Raw genomic sequence first — 17422 nt, forward strand, 5'->3', positions numbered from 1 at the left:
ACTGCCTCGATCTTGATGCGCACAACTTGGGCCTGCTGAAGCTCGGCAAACACACGATCGAGCACGCCACTCTTGGACCAGCGACTCATGCGCGTGTAGATGGTGTGCCAGTTGCCCAAGCGCGCGGGCAGGCCACGCCATTTGCACCCGTGCTCAGCAACATAAAGAATCGCATTCAACACGTCCAAATTCGAGACACCTACATTGCCGCGCTGTACAGGAAGGCAGTGCTCGATCTGGGCAAACTGGGCTGGTGTGATTTCCATGGATGAAGTATCTCTGGCCACCCAGGGGTAACTCAATTAGTGTTAACACGCCCTAGCTTGCAGCCGCTGTTTGAACGTAGAGAACGAAGTGAACGCAGTGAGTTCGGCTGCACCGCCCCTTGACCGAGCATCGCAAGTTGCCCGGAGCGCAGCGCAGGGACGCGTCCGGTGGGGCGCCTTTTCTTTGGTTCCTTACTTTGGGCGAGCAAAGAAAGGGACTGCGCAGCCGGGCGCAATCCCGGCCTCCGACCTCAATCGAAGAACAGAAGCTAGTTAAAGAGCGCGTAGTAACACAATCAAACACTACGCTCCTCACTCCACCGTTGACAGTCGGTTCATTGGGTATTTAATGAGCATCAAATACTCTGAACAGGTCGACGATGATCACTCAGCACAGCCTCAACATCGAGATCGGTGCCGGACGCCACCTGAGTCGAGGGCGCTTCAGTTTTTCGCGTAACGTTCAGGCTTGCGGGATTGGACTTTCGGGCTACAACGCACGCTTGCTGGGCAGTGACGACGATGAGCTGGGCATGCTGTCCATCCTGCTGGATGTCAAGGTGACGCCTGATGACAAGAGCGCGGTCGAAGTAACCATCGATGTCGAAGTTCGCGATGTGGACCTCAGCGCACGCTATACGGCACTGATTGAATTCGTCATCTTCGCGGAGCTTGAGCCGGTCGGCGCATTAGTACCCGGTGAGCCGAGGCCTGACATCTGGGTAACCGGGATCGAATTCAATCAAGCCATCCAGGCTTTCCGGAGCAGCCAACATCTGGCCATACAGCATGCACTTCCGGATAACGCCATTCCATTGGTTGAGGGTAAACCCACCTGTGCACGTGTCTATGTGGACCTCGATGGGAGCTCCACCCATCCAATGTCACCGCTTTCAGGCACATTGACTATTCGCAATGGAAACCAGGAAATTACCGTGTCTCCGGTCGCCTTCACTGGCGTTGATGGCGTGGCAATCGACGCGCCAGTTGCTGAAATTACGCCACATCCTGATGGCATCGTGTCTCGCCAACGCGCTGATCGAACGCTCAATTTCTTGCTCCCCACCACGCTGTGCGAAGGTGAACCGACCATCACGGTCAACCTCGTGCTTGTGAATCGTCCAGGTGAGTTCGTGCGTGAGTACCGTTCCCAGACCAAGTTCGTCAAAACAACGCCACCACCGATCCATCTCGTCGGAGTGCGTTACACCGGGCCGGATGTTGGACCGCACCGCATTCCAGGTGCATCCACGTTCTACCCACTTCCTTCCGAATGTCGTAACGAGATGGCCTTTGCAAATCGGTTGTACCCGATGGCCCCGATCACATCCAGCTACGACTACATGGATTGGTCAGAGGCGCCCGACCCCGATGGAAATTCGCCTGTCTGCGACTCGTTTGGTGGCATTGTTAGCGCGCTGTTGGACATGCTCGGTGATAGACGCGGGGTCATCGTCGGCTTCATGCCGCCTGGTTACCCACGGGCCGGTGGATGTGGCGGAGATGGCGGCTGTGTTAGCCGGATCGACAGCGGCAGCGACGCTAGGTTCGCGCATGAGTTCGGGCACGCCCTGGGTTTCGATCACGCGCCCTGCCAGCCTGGGGAGTGTGTACGCATGCCTCCAAACCCGGATGACAACTATCCAAACTATCAGCCTTATGCGATTGGCAGCATTGGTGAGTTTGGGGTGGAGATCAATGGCTCAAACATCACCCTTCGGACCCCTCAGGTTTCCCGCGACGTGCTTGGCTATGCTCCAACTCAGTGGGTGAGTCCATACACCTATCTGAACGCGTTCAACCAGTGGTCTGCACACTATATGAACCCCTCCCCGATGAGCATGACTGTGGGAGAGCCGGTGTCCGGCAAACGCGAGAACTTGTTTCTTGACATCCAGATTGATCGGCAAAGGCAAGTCACGCTCGCTTCAACTTTCCATTTTCCAGTCCGTCCGCGCACGTTGCAGAAGCGCTCAACTGCTTTTTCCATTGAATTCTCGGGTGAGGACGGGCGTGTGCTGGTGTCAAGCCCTATCTATGATGAAACGTACAAGGATGGCGGCGGTTGTGGATGCTGTGGCTCATCGAAATGGCCAATCAGGTATCGCCATCCTGTGCCCTACGATGTACGGGCTAAGAAACTGTCGATCTATGAATGCGACGAGCTTATTCATGAGGAGTGCATCCCCGCCGCCCCTGTCGTCCAAGTGACGGCGACTGGCCATGACGACGAGTGCTCACCGCACGTTGTATTGGAGTGGAGCGTTGAGCAGCCTCAGGGGTGCGCGGCCGATCTGATCTACGTGGTACAGGTTCAGGTTGACGGCGGGGATTGGGCTGGCCTCGCTCCCCGCAGTACGAAGCCGTTCCTCATCATTGACAAGACCCGTTTGCTTGACAGCTTGAAGTTGACCAAGCTGCGGGTGCTCGCCTCAAGCGGCATTGCGACGGGCATTGGTTACTGGGAGAGTCCCATTGCCTACGAACCCTGTGCGCCTGAGCGACACGTCAAGAGAATTCAGACGCAGCGCGTAATGCATGGGCCGCAATAGGTCTGTCTTTGTCATTCTTCGGGAGATTCAGCACCATGCAAATCCATCAAGGTCAGTTCGACTTCTCGTTGCAGACTGGAGGGCCGGCAAGCACCGCGCCCCAGGTTCATACGTTCCCCAACCCAGTTGATCGGGTGTTCGTAGTTTTGAGGGGCTTCAGAGTAGGTTTCGCCAATGGTGAGGATCATCATTTCGGGCAAGTGCTCGTGGACCTCAATAGCAGCGTGGACACTGGCACTCGGACCGCCACCATCAATTGCGTTTTAGGCCTGCGCGACAAGTCGATGGACTTCGATGACGCCTATAGTGGCCAAGTGCTTTACACGCTGATCGCTGAGCCTTGATTGCTAGTTCCCCCTGAGTCGCTTCGCGCCATCCCCCTGAGGGGGACGCAGCCAGCGGCCTGGCAAAGCCAGCTCCGCGGCTACCCCGCATGGCCTGCTCCGCGGCCTTCTGATCTTGCTCCCTCTCCCGCAGGCGGGAGAGGGCTGGGGTGAGGGTTGGCAGCGCGTCTATTACGAATGAGTTCTTTTTTTGGCGCATGAAGTCGTAGATATTCCTGCCGATGTAGGCCTGAAAAGGTCGGTTGTGATTGAGGCGCTGACCCTCACCCCACCCTCTCCCGCCTGCGGGAGAGGGTGTAAAACCATTCGCGCGCGACTGACAGTTTCAGGGCCGAGCGCAGCAATGGCCCGAGTGGGTATCCCACCCCTTGAGGCCGTGCCGAGGAGCGCAGGGCAAGGGGCGTGCAAGAGCACTGCAAGATGCTCTTGCTTCAAGAACTAGCTTGCGGCAGCTGTTTGAACGTAGTGAGCGAAGCGAACGGAGCGAGTTCTGCCGCACCGCCCCTTGACTGAGCACCGGAGGGTGCCCGGAGCGCAGCGCAGGGACACGGACTTGGGGTCGCATTTCTTTGGTTCCTTACTTTGGGCGAGCAAAGAAAGGGACTGCGCAGCCGGGCGCAATCCCGGCCTCCGACCTAAATTGAAGAACAGAAGGTCGTTACAAAGCGCGTACTAACCCAATCAAATGTCGTCGCTCCTAACTCAGCAGCAAACCCGGCACTAGCCCGCGTACTGAAGGACCAGCCCGCCCGGCGAGGCCGAAGGCAATCAGCCCACGATGCCAAGCAATACCCCTCATCCCCACCTCCCCATTTGACCCCAGCCCCCACCCGATCAAAAATCCGCACCACCAAAAGGAGCAAGGGCATGACCAGCAAACGACAATTCCTAGCAGCCACCACACTGGCAGCAATCGGTGGAACCGCAGGCGCGGCGACAACCAAGGCCGGAGGCGGCGCAGGCCCAGGCTTGTTGACGGTGACCGGCTCGGTGCGCAACACCAACCGCGGACCTCTAGACAAAGCCCTCGACCAGATGATGGTCAAGCAGCAGCAGAACTTTACTCGTGCCCACGTCTTCGATTTCGCGGCGCTGCAGAAGTTGCCTGCCCGAACCATCCGCCCCACGCTCGAATATGACAACAAGGTGCACGCCCTGCGCGGCCCCTTGTTGACAGAGGTGCTTCGCGCCGCTGGGGCCCCCGAAGACGCGGCCACACCATTGGCGATGCGCGCCATCGACGGCTACACGATCGAGCTTTCCCTGGGCGAAGCCCGCAAACTTGAGCTGATTGTGGCCACGCATCTCGATGGCAAACCCATGCCTTTGGGCGGCCTGGGGCCCTTATGGGCGGTGCTTGACGCCGACCGAAATCCTGAACTGGCCGCCAAACCTGTGACCGAGCGCTTTGCGAAGTGTCCTTGGGGCTTGTATCACGTGGTCGTTGGGACCTGATGTTCTGCAGGCTTCAGACCTAAGGTACGAAGAGTCTGTCGGGCGCTCAGCGCCTGAAGCCAGCTTGCCCTGTGGTGGTCACTATCTTGATCCGCAGCTTCGTCACGGCATGACCTCTCGCCTGCAACACTTCCAGCAGCGAGGGGGTCATTTGGCGCAGCTTGGCGGCGGCCGCGCTATTGGGAACCAGCAGGCACCAGCTACCTTCTTCGAGCGCACCTGCCTGCACAGCGCCCTGCAAGGCCTTGGGAATCAAGGGCCGGATGAGTGCCAACCGGATGGCCGACTGGCTGGCCATCTGGCTCAGGTGGGCGAGGGTGGGGGCGCTCTCAACCGCTTGAAGCACAGAAACAGCAGAGGGACGGCGGGGAGTGTGCATTGAACCTGGGAAACTTATTGGGTTAATCGCTTGAAATCTTTAGGAAATCCCACGAACGGCAATTTGCGAATGGTTGTAGGACCCGGTCCCACCGAGTGAAGGCGTTAAACGGCTAAGTACGCCTATTCAAGGGAGCCCAGCCCTTTCTAACACGTCCTGACTGTACCTCCCGTCCCGCCCTGTTCGCAGCAAGAATTCATCGGTAAATACGCTCTCAGAGTGAGCTCCATTTTCGTTTCCAGATTGAAGCGGAATTATCGTGTCAACGGGGTCTCTTGTAGCGCAGGTAAAATGTTTGGTTACTCGCGCGAGCGAAGGGTGGTCAGTTTATGGGTTTGTGAGGTACGTTAGTGCCTCCAGACTTGTATTTCAGGCTGATCGCCCTCAGTTTCCGTATTCATTTCTGACGTCTTAGGGGTTTTGGCCGTCTGCTTGTGTCAACGAGCAAGGCGGCCGTGCACGCATGGCCACCAATTTCCTCACCAAGATTTTTGGCAGTCGCAATGACCGTCTGCTCAAACAATTCCGCAAAGTTGCGGCCCGCATCAATGCTCTTGAACCTGATTTCGAGAAGCTGAGCGACGATGACCTGCGCGCAAAAACGCAGGAATTCAAAGACAGGATTGAGAAGGGCGAAACCCTGGATCAACTCCTGCCTGAAGCCTTCGCAGTTGTGCGAGAGGGCTCCAAACGCGTGATGAAGATGCGCCATTTCGATGCGCAGCTCATTGGCGGCATGGCGCTGCACGAGGGGAAAATCGCCGAAATGCGTACGGGCGAGGGCAAGACGCTCACCGCCACGCTTCCCGTTTATCTCAATGCCCTGGCAGGCAATGGCGTTCACGTGGTCACGGTGAACGACTACCTCGCCAACCGGGATGCCCAGTGGATGGGCCGACTCTATTCCTTCCTCGGCCTGGCAGTGGGTGTCAACCTGCCCCAGATGTCGCGTGAGGAGAAGCAGGCTGCGTACGGCTCTGACATCACCTACGGCACCAATAACGAATACGGCTTTGACTACCTGCGCGACAACATGGTCTACGAGCCGGGTGAGCGCGTGCAGCGCAAGCTCAACTACGCCATTGTCGATGAGGTGGATTCGATCCTGATCGATGAAGCCCGCACGCCGCTGATCATCAGCGGTCAGGCTGAAGACCACACGGCCACCTACGTGGCCATCAACAAGGTCATCCCCGCTTTGACCCGCCAGGAAGGCGAAGCCGACCCCCGTACCGGCGCAGGTGTCACCAAGCCGGGCGACTTTACGGTCGATGAAAAAGCCCATCAGGTGTACCTGACAGAGCAGGGGCATGAGACCGCTGAGCGCGTTTTGGCCGAGCAAGGTCTGATCGCGCCTGGCGCCAGCCTCTACGACCCAGCCAATATCTCGCTCATGCACCATCTGTATGCAGCGCTGCGGGCCAACCACCTCTACCATCGTGATCAGCATTACGTGGTGCAGGAAGGCGAGCGTGGGCCAGAGATCGTAATCGTCGACGAATTCACCGGCCGTCTCATGAGTGGTCGCCGCTGGAGCGATGGTCTGCATCAAGCCGTGGAAGCCAAAGAAGGCGTACAGATCCAGGCTGAGAACCAGACGCTCGCCTCCATCACCTTCCAGAACTATTTCCGCCTCTATAAGAAGCTTTCGGGCATGACCGGCACGGCCGACACCGAAGCTTATGAGTTTCAGGAAATCTACGGTCTGGAAACCGTAGTGATCCCGCCCAACAAGCCAAGCCGACGCGACGACCAACTCGATCGGGTTTACAAAACCACCGAGGAAAAGTACGCCGCCGCGATTGCGGATATCCGTGAGTGCTACGAACGCGGGCAGCCGGTGCTGGTGGGCACGACCTCGATTGAGAACTCCGAAGTCATCGACGAGTTGCTGCAAAAGGAAAAGCTGCCTCACCAGGTGCTCAACGCCAAGCAGCATGCGCGGGAAGCTGACATCGTGGCCCAGGCCGGGCGTCCAAAGATGATCACCATCGCCACCAACATGGCGGGCCGGGGTACGGACATTGTTCTCGGCGGCAACGTCGAAAAAGCGATCGAGGCCCTGGAGGCCGATCCTTCCCTGGACGAAGCAGGCCGTGAGGCAATGCGCGCCAAGCTGCGTGAGCAGTGGCAGGCAGATCATGAGCATGTCAAATCTCTGGGCGGTTTGCGCATCATTGCCACCGAGCGCCATGAGAGCCGCCGGATCGACAACCAACTGCGCGGCCGTTCAGGCCGTCAGGGCGACAACGGTTCTTCACGCTTTTATCTGAGCCTGGATGACGCACTCATGCGCATCTTCGCTGGTGACCGCGTGCGCTCCATCATGGACCGCCTGAAAATGCCCGAAGGCGAGGCCATTGAAGCCGGCATCGTCACGCGCAGCATCGAAAGCGCGCAGCGCAAGGTTGAGGCTCGCAACTTCGATGTACGCAAGCAATTGCTTGAGTATGACGACGTGTCCAATGACCAGCGCAAGGTCATCTACCAGCAGCGCAATGAGATCCTGGACGCGATCGATCTCGAAGCCCAGATTGCATCCTTGCGGCAGGGCTGCTTCACGGATCTGGTGCGTCAGTACGTGCCGGCAGATTCGGTGGAAGAGCAGTGGGACATACCTGCTCTGGAGAAGGTGCTGGCAGATGAATGGCATATCGATTTGCCTTTGCAAAAGGAAATCGAAGCTTCAGCGGCCATGACCGATGAAGAAATCCTGGAAAAAGTACTCAAGGCTGCAGACGAGGCCTACGCGGCCAAGCGGGAGCTGGTCGGGGTAGAAAATTTCCGTCCGTTCGAGCGTGCAGTGCTACTGCAAAACATTGATAGCCACTGGCGTGAGCACCTGAGTGCGCTGGACTACCTGCGCCAAGGCATCCATTTGCGCGGTTACGCGCAAAAGCAGCCTAAGCAAGAGTACAAGCGGGAAGCCTTCGCGCTGTTCGGCCAATTGTTGGACATCGTGAAAAACGAAGTCACGCGTACGCTGATGACGGTGAAAATCCAGTCTAGCGAGGAGATCGAGCAAGCGGCTGAGAATCTGGAGCAGCGCGCCGAGAAGTTCAGCAACGTGACTTACACCGCGCCTACTGAAACCGGCGAAGCCGAGACCGTTCCAGCGTCTGCCCTGGCCCTGGGCGCCGCCGCGGGGGATTTACCTCGCGTAGGCCGCAATGAGCCCTGCCCTTGCGGTAGCGGCAAAAAGTACAAGCAGTGCCATGGCGCTTTAAGCTGACGCGCAGACTCATTTCTAGAAAGCCCAGCATGCCTGTCAACCTCGCTGCTCCTGATCCTTCTCGCCTATTTCCTGTAGCCGGCGTGCGCATCGGCGTTGCTGAAGCAGGCGTGCGCAAGGCGAACCGAAAAGACCTCACGGTTTTCCTGATCGATGAAGGGGCCAGCATCGGCGGCGTCTTCACCAGCAACCGCTTTTGCGCCGCGCCGGTGCAGGTTTGCCGCGAACACCTGCAAAATCAGAAGGGCTTACCCATCCGGGCGCTGGTGGTGAACACCGGCAATGCCAATGCCGGCACCGGTGAAGATGGTTTGAAGCGTGCACGCCAGACCAGCGCCGCCCTGGCCGATTTGCTCAAGGTTTCCCCCGAACAGGTGCTGCCGTTTTCAACCGGTGTCATCATGGAGCCGCTTCCGGTGGACCGCATCATCGCTGGCCTCCCAGCTGCCTTGGCGGATGCCCAAGTTGCTCACTGGGGCCGGGCTGCCGAGGCCATCATGACCACCGACACCTTGCCCAAGGCCTTCAGTGCCAAGGCCATGGTGGGCGGTGTGGAAATCACCATCACCGGCATCAGCAAAGGGGCTGGCATGATCCGCCCCAACATGGCGACCATGCTTGGATTCCTCGCCACGGATGCGCGTGTTGACCCGGCCGTGATGCACCAGCTGGCGCTGGAGTTGGCGGAAGGCTCATTCAATCGCGTGACGATTGACGGGGACACATCCACCAATGATTCCTTCATTGTCATCGCTTCGAATCAGGCCGCCCACGCACCAGTGACCTCGCTTGACTCGGCAGATGGCCGCGCCCTGAAAGAGGCGCTGCTTGGCGTGGCTCGCCAGTTGGCGCAAGCCATTGTGCGAGATGGCGAGGGCGCCACCAAGTTCATTACTGTCCGCGTTGAAGGGGGCAAGACCGCCGCTGAATGCCGTCAGGTGGCTTACTCGATAGCGCACTCCCCTCTGGTCAAAACAGCGTTTTTCGCCAGCGATCCTAATCTTGGTCGCATTTTGGCCGCCGTAGGCTACGCGGGCATCAACGATCTCGAACAGACCTTGATCGACCTCTATCTGGACGACGTGCACGTGGCCATCAAAGGCGGCCGCAATCCCGCCTACCGCGAGGAAGATGGTCAGCGCGTCATGAAACAATCCGAGATTACGGTGCGGGTCTTGCTTGGCCGAGGCACGGCGACCGACACGGTCTGGACTTGCGACTTCAGCCACGAATACGTGAGCATCAACGCGGATTACAGGTCCTGATAAATCTCAGGTCGAGTTGCTGTTAATCGAAAAACACCGTTCGGGCTGAGTCTGTTGAAGCCTCGCGCGGTGCTTCGACCCTTCGACCAGGCTCAGGACATGCCAAGCTCAGCGTGAACGGGTGTGTTTTTGAAGGCGACTTGGCACCACTCTTGATCCTTGATCTTGTAACGATCAATTTTTGACGGATTCTTATGGACTCGATGGTTTCCAAGCTGATTGACCGGCTCGATAGCCTCATCACGCGAATCGAAACGGTGCTTCCCCGGCCTTTGTCGGCGCCGGATTGGAGCCAATCTGTAGCCTGGCGCTATCGCAAACGGTCCTCGGGGCACGGCTCCCTGGAGCCTGTGCGCCACGTGGCTGCCATGTCGCTCGATGACCTGAAGGAAATCGACCAGCAGAAGGAAAAGATCGATCGCAATACGCGCCAGTTTGTGGAAGGGCGCCCCGCCAACAACGTGCTGCTCACCGGGGCACGCGGTACAGGTAAGTCTTCGCTCATCAAGGCTTGCTTGAGCACTTATTCACCACAGGGTCTCAGGCTGATTGAGGTCGACAAAGCCGATCTGATCGATCTGCCTGACATTGTGGAAATCGTGGCCGGGCTGCCTGAGAAATTCATCGTTTACTGCGATGACATCAGCTTTGAAGAGGGCGATGGTTCCTACAAGGCGCTGAAATCCATTCTCGATGGCTCCGTGGCCGCTAGCACGCCGAATGTGTTGATCTATGCCACCAGTAATCGGCGGCATCTGCTGCCGGAGTACATGAAGGAAAACCTCAGCTATCAGCACACCGAAGATGGTGAGGTACACCCGGGCGAAGTTATCGAAGAAAAGATATCGCTTTCTGAGCGGTTTGGCCTCTGGGTCAGCTTTTATCCCTTCAGCCAGGACGAATACTTGGTCATCGTGGCCCAATGGCTGTCGTCGCTTGGGGCTTCGCAGCAAGAGATTGCGGCGTCGCGGCCAGAGGCCCTGGTGTGGGCGTTGGAACGCGGTTCGCGCTCAGGCCGAGTGGCTTACCAGTTCGCCCGCGATTTCGTCGGGCGCAGCGCTGAGAAGCGGTGAACGATCCCCTCATCAAAGCCGACACGCACTTGCCGCGTGCGCAGGGCGGGGAGCGGCCTGTAGTGGATGTGGGCGTGGGTGTCCTGTTCAGAGCAGACGGCGCGTTCTTGCTCACCTCACGGCCCGCAGGCAAGGTCTACGAAGGGTACTGGGAGTTTCCTGGCGGCAAGCTGGAGGCGGGCGAAACCGTGGAGCAGGCTCTGGCGCGCGAGCTGCACGAAGAGCTGGGTATTCAGGTGGAGCCTGCGCAAGTCATCCGTTGGCGGGAACAAATGGTGGACTATCCACACGCCTTGGTACGGCTGTATTTTTGCAAGGTGACCACCTGGCAAGGCGAGCTTTCAATGCGCGAAGGCCAGGCTTTTGCCTGGGAGAGCTTGCCAGTACAGGCAACTCCGGTATTGCCCGGCGCGCTCCCCGTTCTACGATGGTTAGAAGAAGAGACTCCCTGACAGCCTCCACAAGAACCGTGACAAGGCGCTGATTTTTCATGCTGATGTGAATATATGAGCCTGCGCGGATCTTGAACGTGTTGCTAGAGCCCACTCTGCCAAAGCCTTGAATTTTTCTTTCCCGATTGGGAAAGACGAGCATCCTGAGGGCCGAGCGCAGCGATGGCCCGAATGGGTATCCCACCCCTCTGGCCGCGCTGAGAAGCGCAGGGCAAGGGGCGGGCAAGAGCACTGAAAGATGCTCTTGCTTCGTGAACTAGCTTGCAGCCGTTGTTTGAACGTAGAGAACGAAGTGAACGCAGTGAGTTCGGCTGCACCGCCCCTTGGCTGAGCATCGCAAGTTGCCCGGAGCGCAGCGCAGGGACGCGTCCGGTGGGGCCGCCCTTTCTTTGGTTACTTTCTTTGGGCCGGCCATCCGGCGGCGGAGCGAACGAAAGTGACTGCGCTGCCGGGTGCAATTCCCGGCCTCTGACTTCGGGAGAAGAGCAGGGGGTAACTCGCAACGCAGCGCTCAATCAACCGCCGCTTGCCCCCACCGGTTGGCCGGCCCCGCCCCACCTTCCCCCAGAGGGGGAAGGAGTAACCCAGCTCACAGCCTCGGGTTCTGGGGCTCAAGTCGGCAGGCGCACCTGCATCAGCCTCTCCCAGGGCGGCTATTGAAGAGGCACTCCGCTTTCTGGCGTAGTGGCGCCATCGTCCTCTTGCACCTCCATGCGGAAACTCTCGCTGGCCCAGGCGCCGAGGTCATGCATTTTGCAGCGCTCGCTGCAAAAAGGCCTGAAGATGTTCTCCGGTGAGTAGAGGCTGGGGCCGCTACAGGCCGGGCAGCGCACGGTGCGAGGCTTGTCTGCCTTCTGCGGAGGGGTAGGCGGGGTGCTCATGCGCAAAGAGTGAGTTCGAATGGCACTTCTTCGCGCGCCGTGTGCAGCTTGCCGTCATCCCCGTGTCGCATGAGGCGCACAGAGGTCACTAACCGGTTGCCGCTGATTTCCGGGACCAGGCCCAGCGATTCGTCGATCCGCAGGCGAAGCAATTGAAAACTGCGGCCCTGCGGAAGCGTCTGTTGGAATTGCCCGGCCGTGGACATCACCTTTTGTGGTTTCCCGGAGTCACGCAGAATCTGCATCAGCAGCGCTAGAGCGCGTGCAAGCGGTCCCAGGGTGTTGGCCCATCGATCAAGATCGGCTCTCCGGTTGGCCGAAGCGCCGTGCTGCCAGGCATGGTAGGCCGGCAAGTCAAACTCGCATGTCCCGCCTGGAATAACGGCTCGACTACGAATGCTCATGAGCCACTCGTTGTCTGTCAGTTCATGGCCGGGTTTGCCGATCTGCTGGCTGAACTGTGTGAATGCGTTTTCGATTTGTCCAAGGATGAAGTCGAGTGAAGTTTCTGAAATAGCCGGGTTGCCGCGAAACGCAGACATATGGCTTTTCAGCTTCTCCAGATCTTTGAGTACGTCCGATTTCAAATCGGCGCGGCTGCTCACATCCATGATCTCGAAGATCGTGATGAGGGCGAAATGATGATCGAGCGCCGCTTCGCGCGGCAGCAATTGGCCGAGACGTCCAAACAGATGTTCGAGTCTGAGGTATGTGCGAATGCGCTCGTTAAATGGATATTCGTAAAGTATCACGCGGGTGTTGCCATGGCTGGGGCGGCCACCATCATAGTCCCAAGCTGGTGACTACGTTTTCCACGCTTTCGTGCAATGTGGAAAGTGACACGCCAGAGCCGTTGTAGATCACGATATCTGCAGCCGAAAGGCGCGCTTCGCGAGACGCCTGGGCATCGATGACGCGCTGCACTTCCTCGCTCGTGAGACCGCTGCGCACCATCACGCGCTCAATCTGTGTCTGGGCAGGGCAGTCAACCACCAGCACACGGTCGACTTTACTTCGCCAGCGCGCGCCGGATTCCACAAGCAGAGGTACATCGAACACCAGGAATTTCTTGCCTTGCTCCACGCCAAGCGAAGCTTGCCGGTCAACCTCATGGCTGATCAGTGGATGAACGATAGCTTCAAGCCTTTGCCGGGCCGAAGGATCGCTGAACACCAACTGGCGCATGGTGGCGCGATCCAGCGCACCATCCATCCCTATCATCTGTGAGCCAAAAGCAGCTTCAATGGCCGGTAAGGCCACGCCACCGACCGCCGTGGTGGCCCGCGAAATAGCATCTGAATCAATGATGGCCGCGCCGTACTCGGCGAGCATCCCGGCCACAGTGCTTTTCCCGCTACCGATACCGCCGGTAAGTCCAAGACGCAAAGGCTGGTTCATTTCAGTTGTCCATCACACCACATAAGAGGAGTGTAAGCCCCCCTGTGTCACCTTCGGTGCCTTCCCCATAGGGGGACAACGCTGAAGGCCGCGGAGCACGCCATGCCAGGGCAGCCGCGGAGCTGGCTTTGCCAGGCCGCTGGCTGCGTCCCCCTTGGGGGAAGGCGCGAAAGCGCCTCAGGGGGTTACCCCAGCCCAATCACACGCAAGATGGTTTGAGGGCCAAACAGCATGGCGGTTATGCCACCCATGGCCAGGAATGGGCCGAAGGGCACCACACCGCCCTCACGCAGCGAGCTGTTCATCTTCATGCCTATGCCCACCAACGCACCGATTACGGAGGCCATCAGGATGATGGGTACCAGAGCCTGCCATCCAAACCAGGCCCCCAGAGCTGCGAACAGCTTGAAATCGCCGTAGCCCATGCCCTCTTTGCCGGTAGCCAGCTTGAAGCCCCAGAACACCAACCATAGTGACATATAACCAGCTACCGCACCCCACAAGGCGCTCGATATCTCGACGCCTGTCCAGCCCAGCACCGAGGCGATCAGGCCCGCCCAGAGCAGGGGTAAAGTGATGTCATCCGGCAGCAACGTGGTGTCCCAGTCGATCAGCGTGAGAGCCACCAGAGCCGCCGAAAAGAGGCACCAGGCGCCGGCGATGGGTGTCCAGCCCCAGGTCCAGGCACACCAGGCGAACAAGCCGCCGGTCACCAACTCTACCAATGGGTAGCGGGCACTGATGGGCTTGCTGCAGGCAGAGCACTTACCGCGAAGGAACACATAGCTCAGCACCGGAATGTTTTCATGCCAGCCGATCTGATGCCCGCAGTGCGGGCAGCGCGAACGCGGGGCCACCAGGCTGAAGGGTTCTTGCGACGCCGGCTCCTGGCCAGACAGCTCAGCGCATTCGGCAGCCCACTTGCGCTCCATCATTTTGGGCAAACGATGGATAACTACATTCAGAAAACTACCGACGAGCAGCCCCATCAGGCCGCCAACGGCGGCGTGTAACCAACTAGAAAATTCCATCAGACGACCTGTCCAAGCTTGAAAATTGGAAGATACATGGAGATCACGATGCCCCCAATCAACGTACCCAGGACCACGATGATGACGGGCTCCATGAGGCTGGAAAGCCCTGCAACCATCTCATCGACTTCCGCTTCGTAGAAATCTGCAGCCTTGCCCAGCATGTGGTCCAGCGAGCCTGATTCTTCGCCGATGGCTGCCATCTGTATCACCATGCTGGGAAACAAGTTCGCATTGGTCATGGCGGTGGTCAAGCTGGTACCGGTGGAGACTTCCTGCTGAATGCTCTCCGTGGCGGTGAGGTAGACCGAGTTTCCGGCAGCGCCGCCCACTGAGTCCAGAGCTTCCACCAGCGGCACGCCAGCAGCGAACATCGTGGAGAGAGTGCGAGTCCAGCGGGCAACGACCGCTTTCTCCACCAGGGCGCCGAAAATAGGTACCTTCAGGAGCACTCGGTCCATGAATTTCTGCATCTTCTCGCTGCGCTTCCAAGCCTGCATGAAAAAGTAGCCGCCTCCGCCCAGGATGCCGAAGATGAGCCACCAGTACTTGACGAAGAACTCGCTGATGGCGATGACGAGCAAAGTCGGAGCGGGGAGGTCTGCGCCGAACGAGGTGAACACATCCTTGAAAGATGGGATCACGAAGATCATGATGATGGTCACCACGATGAAGGCCACCACCAGCACGGCGATCGGGTACATCAGCGCCGATTTGATCTTTGATTTGATCGCCTCTGTTTTCTCCATGTAGGTGGCCAGGCGGTCGAGCAGAGACTCCAAAATACCCGCGGCTTCACCGGCTTCTACCAAGTTGCAGTAGAGGCTGTTGAAGTAAAGGGGGTACTTTCGGAACGCGCTCGAAAGAGAGCTGCCGGTCTCGACATCCAGGCGAATATCGTTGAGCAGCTTGGTGACGCTGGCGTTCGGGTTGCCTCGGCCCACAATATCGAAGGCCTGCAGCAACGGCACGCCAGCTTTCATCATTGTGGCCAGCTGACGGGTAAAAATGGCGATATCTTTGGGCTTGATCTTCTTGCCCGAGCGCATGCGCCGCTTCTTGATTTGGGTGGCCAGAACGCCTTGACGGCGCAGCATGGCCTGAACCTGCTTTTCGCCCGCCGCCCGGGTTTCGCCGCGAACGATTTTGCCATTGCGGTCTTTGCCTTTCCACTCAAAGACAAATTCCTTGATCTGCTTGGCGGTAGCGGCTCGGGTTGCCATACGGGGTGATTCTTTCTAGTTATGCAGATTTACAGGTTGGTCACAGCCTGGACCTCTTCCATCGAGGTGACCCCCAGCTTGACCTTGTGCAATCCCGAAGTGCGCAGCGAGCGCACGCCTTCTGTACGCGCCTGAGCGGCGATTTCCAATGCGTTGCCGTCACGCAAGATGATGCGTTGCATTTCCTCACTGATCGGCATGACTTCATAAATGCCGACGCGGCCTTTGTAACCGTTATTGCAACTGGCGCAACCTACGGGTTTGTAGGGCGTCCAACTGCCGTCCAGCTCTGATTCCTGATAGCCAGCCTCCAGGAGGGCTTCGCGGGGAATATCAATTGGTGCTTTGCAATTAGGGCAAAGGCGCCGCGCCAGGCGTTGTGCCGTGATCAAGATCACGCTGGAGGCAATGTTGAAAGGGGCAATGCCCATGTTGCGCAAACGTGTGAGCGTGGTGGGCGCGTCGTTCGTGTGCAGCGTGGAGAGCACCAAATGCCCCGTTTGCGCAGCTTTGATGGAGATATCTGCGGTTTCCAGATCGCGGATCTCACCCACCATGATGATGTCCGGATCTTGACGCAGGAACGACTTCAAGGCGACGGCAAAGGTGAGACCGGCCTTTTCATTGACGTTGACCTGATTGACCCCGGGGAGGTTGATCTCGGAGGGGTCTTCAGCCGTGGCGATGTTCACGCCGGGCTTGTTCAGCATGTTCAGGCAGGTGTAGAGCGAAACCGTCTTGCCTGAGCCGGTGGGGCCTGTCACCAGGATCATCCCATAGGGCCTCGCAATGGCTTTGATCAGGCGCTCTTTCTCTTCCGTTTCGTAGCCCAGTGCCTCAATACCCACCTTGGCACTGCTGGAGTCCAGAATCCGGATCACGATCTTTTCGCCAAACAGCGTCGGCAAGGTGCTCACCCGAAAGTCGATCACGCGATCAGGGCCGATCTTGAGCTTCATACGGCCGTCTTGGGGTACCCGCTTCTCGGAAATATCCAGCCGCGAGATCACCTTGATGCGCGAGGCCAGTTTCTCCTTGATGGCTACAGGTGGCGATGCAATTTCTCTCAGTTCGCCATCCACGCGAAAACGCACGCGGTAGGTATGCTCAAATGGCTCGAAATGCAAGTCTGATGCGCGCATATTGAATGCATCAAGCAGCATCTTGTGCAAGAACTTGACGACCGGGGCGTCTTCTACATCGGTCTGTGGCGCCTCTTCTTCCGCCGGAACGTTGGTGTCCAGGGATGCCTCATCGAACTCGAACTCTGCCCCGACAAGGCCCTCCATCGCCTGAGTGGTCGACTGGTTGAGCGCTTCGATCAGGGTGGAAAGCTTGTCGAACTCGGCGATCACCCATTCCACGCCCATTTGCGTGGTGAACTTGATCTTTTCTGCCGCTTCGAGGTTCGATGGGTCTGCCGTGGCGATGATCAGGCGGTTGTTACGCTTGCCAAGCGCCAGCAGGCGATAGGACTGCGCCAGCTTGGCGTCAATCAGGTTGGCGGGTAGCTTTTGCGAATCCAGCGCATCAATATCTATCAGGGGCGCTGAAAACGCCGTGGACATCGTATGGGCCAGATCCGCCGCTGACACTGTGCCGGACCCTGTCAACTCGGCAATGAAGTTCTTATTGCCGGCCAGCGCCTTGCGGTAAATGTCATCTGCCGCCTGCTGGCTGAGTTTGCCAGCCATGACCAGAGCGCGACCCAGGCCAGGAAGTGCAGAAGCTGGAATCTTGGAAACGGGTTCGGCAGTGACCATGGGTGAAGAAATACTACTAAGTTACGCCTTCAATCATCGCCGATCAGTGTGTATCTGTAAACGGTGATGCAAGACCAAGCCACAGACTGTATGGGTGAATCAACACAT

General features: G+C 58.3%; 15 protein-coding genes. 7 read left to right on the top strand and 8 right to left on the bottom strand.

Annotated features, from left to right (window positions below; genetic code table 11):
* Window positions 1-266 (bottom strand): IS5 family transposase (locus tag G518_RS0116705; RefSeq protein ID WP_028603533.1); only part of this gene is annotated, 266 nt, incomplete at its 3' end.
* Between the two features lie 380 nt (window positions 267-646).
* On the opposite strand from G518_RS0116705, the gene G518_RS0116710 reads away from it, so the two are divergent.
* The 3 genes from G518_RS0116710 (at window position 647) to G518_RS0116720 (ending at window position 4617) form a co-directional block, all read left to right on the top strand.
* The gene (locus G518_RS0116710; RefSeq protein WP_028603534.1) at window positions 647-2818 is read left to right on the top strand and encodes a zinc metalloprotease; all 2172 of its coding nucleotides are present in this window, start codon (window positions 647-649) and stop codon (window positions 2816-2818) included.
* A 35-nt stretch (window positions 2819-2853) separates the two neighbouring features.
* Window positions 2854-3162: a hypothetical protein gene (locus tag G518_RS0116715; protein WP_028603535.1), complete on the top strand. Its 309-nt coding sequence runs from the start codon at window positions 2854-2856 to the stop codon at window positions 3160-3162.
* 867 nt (window positions 3163-4029) lie between these two features.
* Window positions 4030-4617 carry a putative pterin-binding protein gene (locus tag G518_RS0116720; RefSeq protein ID WP_028603536.1) on the top strand — a complete coding sequence of 196 codons (588 nt, stop codon included), beginning with the start codon at window positions 4030-4032 and terminating at the stop codon, window positions 4615-4617.
* A gap of 46 nt (window positions 4618-4663) precedes the next feature.
* On the opposite strand, the gene G518_RS0116725 is transcribed toward G518_RS0116720, so the two are convergent.
* A complete protein-coding gene (locus G518_RS0116725) occupies window positions 4664-4996 on the bottom strand; it encodes a DciA family protein (RefSeq protein ID WP_028603537.1) in 333 nt (110 codons plus the stop codon).
* 463 nt (window positions 4997-5459) lie between these two features.
* On the opposite strand from G518_RS0116725, the gene secA reads away from it, so the two are divergent.
* The 4 genes from secA to G518_RS0116745 all read left to right on the top strand — a co-directional run bounded on the left by secA (window position 5460) and on the right by G518_RS0116745 (window position 11018).
* On the top strand, window positions 5460-8228 hold the full coding sequence (gene secA / locus G518_RS0116730; protein WP_028603538.1) for a preprotein translocase subunit SecA: 2769 nt from the start codon (window positions 5460-5462) through the stop codon (window positions 8226-8228).
* A gap of 29 nt (window positions 8229-8257) precedes the next feature.
* Window positions 8258-9493 carry a bifunctional glutamate N-acetyltransferase/amino-acid acetyltransferase ArgJ gene (gene argJ, locus G518_RS0116735; protein ID WP_028603539.1) on the top strand — a complete coding sequence of 412 codons (1236 nt, stop codon included), beginning with the start codon at window positions 8258-8260 and terminating at the stop codon, window positions 9491-9493.
* 194 nt (window positions 9494-9687) lie between these two features.
* Window positions 9688-10566, top strand: coding sequence for an ATP-binding protein (locus G518_RS0116740; protein ID WP_028603540.1), 879 nt, complete (start codon window positions 9688-9690; stop codon window positions 10564-10566).
* Window positions 10563-11018 carry an NUDIX domain-containing protein gene (locus G518_RS0116745; RefSeq protein ID WP_028603541.1) on the top strand — a complete coding sequence of 152 codons (456 nt, stop codon included), beginning with the start codon at window positions 10563-10565 and terminating at the stop codon, window positions 11016-11018. Before G518_RS0116740 ends, G518_RS0116745 begins: the two co-directional genes overlap by 4 nt.
* Window positions 11019-11671: 653 nt before the next feature.
* Here G518_RS0116745 and G518_RS0116750 read toward each other — a convergent pair.
* The 6 genes from G518_RS0116750 to pilB form a co-directional block, all read right to left on the bottom strand.
* A complete protein-coding gene (locus G518_RS0116750) occupies window positions 11672-11899 on the bottom strand; it encodes a DNA gyrase inhibitor YacG (RefSeq protein WP_028603542.1) in 228 nt (75 codons plus the stop codon).
* Window positions 11896-12651: a cell division protein ZapD gene (zapD, locus tag G518_RS0116755; protein WP_028603543.1), complete on the bottom strand. Its 756-nt coding sequence runs from the start codon at window positions 12649-12651 to the stop codon at window positions 11896-11898. Before zapD ends, G518_RS0116750 begins: the two co-directional genes overlap by 4 nt.
* Before the next feature lie 31 nt (window positions 12652-12682).
* Complete coding sequence (gene coaE, locus G518_RS0116760; RefSeq protein ID WP_028603544.1) at window positions 12683-13297, bottom strand: dephospho-CoA kinase; 615 nt, start codon at window positions 13295-13297, stop codon at window positions 12683-12685.
* A 185-nt stretch (window positions 13298-13482) separates the two neighbouring features.
* Window positions 13483-14328 carry a prepilin peptidase gene (locus G518_RS0116765; protein WP_028603545.1) on the bottom strand — a complete coding sequence of 282 codons (846 nt, stop codon included), beginning with the start codon at window positions 14326-14328 and terminating at the stop codon, window positions 13483-13485.
* Complete coding sequence (locus G518_RS0116770) at window positions 14328-15551, bottom strand: type II secretion system F family protein (protein ID WP_028603546.1); 1224 nt, start codon at window positions 15549-15551, stop codon at window positions 14328-14330. Before G518_RS0116770 ends, G518_RS0116765 begins: the two co-directional genes overlap by 1 nt.
* 29 nt (window positions 15552-15580) lie before the next feature.
* Window positions 15581-17314, bottom strand: a complete 1734-nt coding sequence (gene pilB, locus G518_RS0116775; RefSeq protein WP_028603547.1) for a type IV-A pilus assembly ATPase PilB — start codon at window positions 17312-17314, stop codon at window positions 15581-15583.
* Window positions 17315-17422: the final 108 nt, after the last annotated feature.

This window comes from Ottowia thiooxydans DSM 14619, from assembly GCF_000422885.1.
GTDB classification, from domain to species: Bacteria; Pseudomonadota; Gammaproteobacteria; order Burkholderiales; family Burkholderiaceae_C; genus Ottowia; species Ottowia thiooxydans.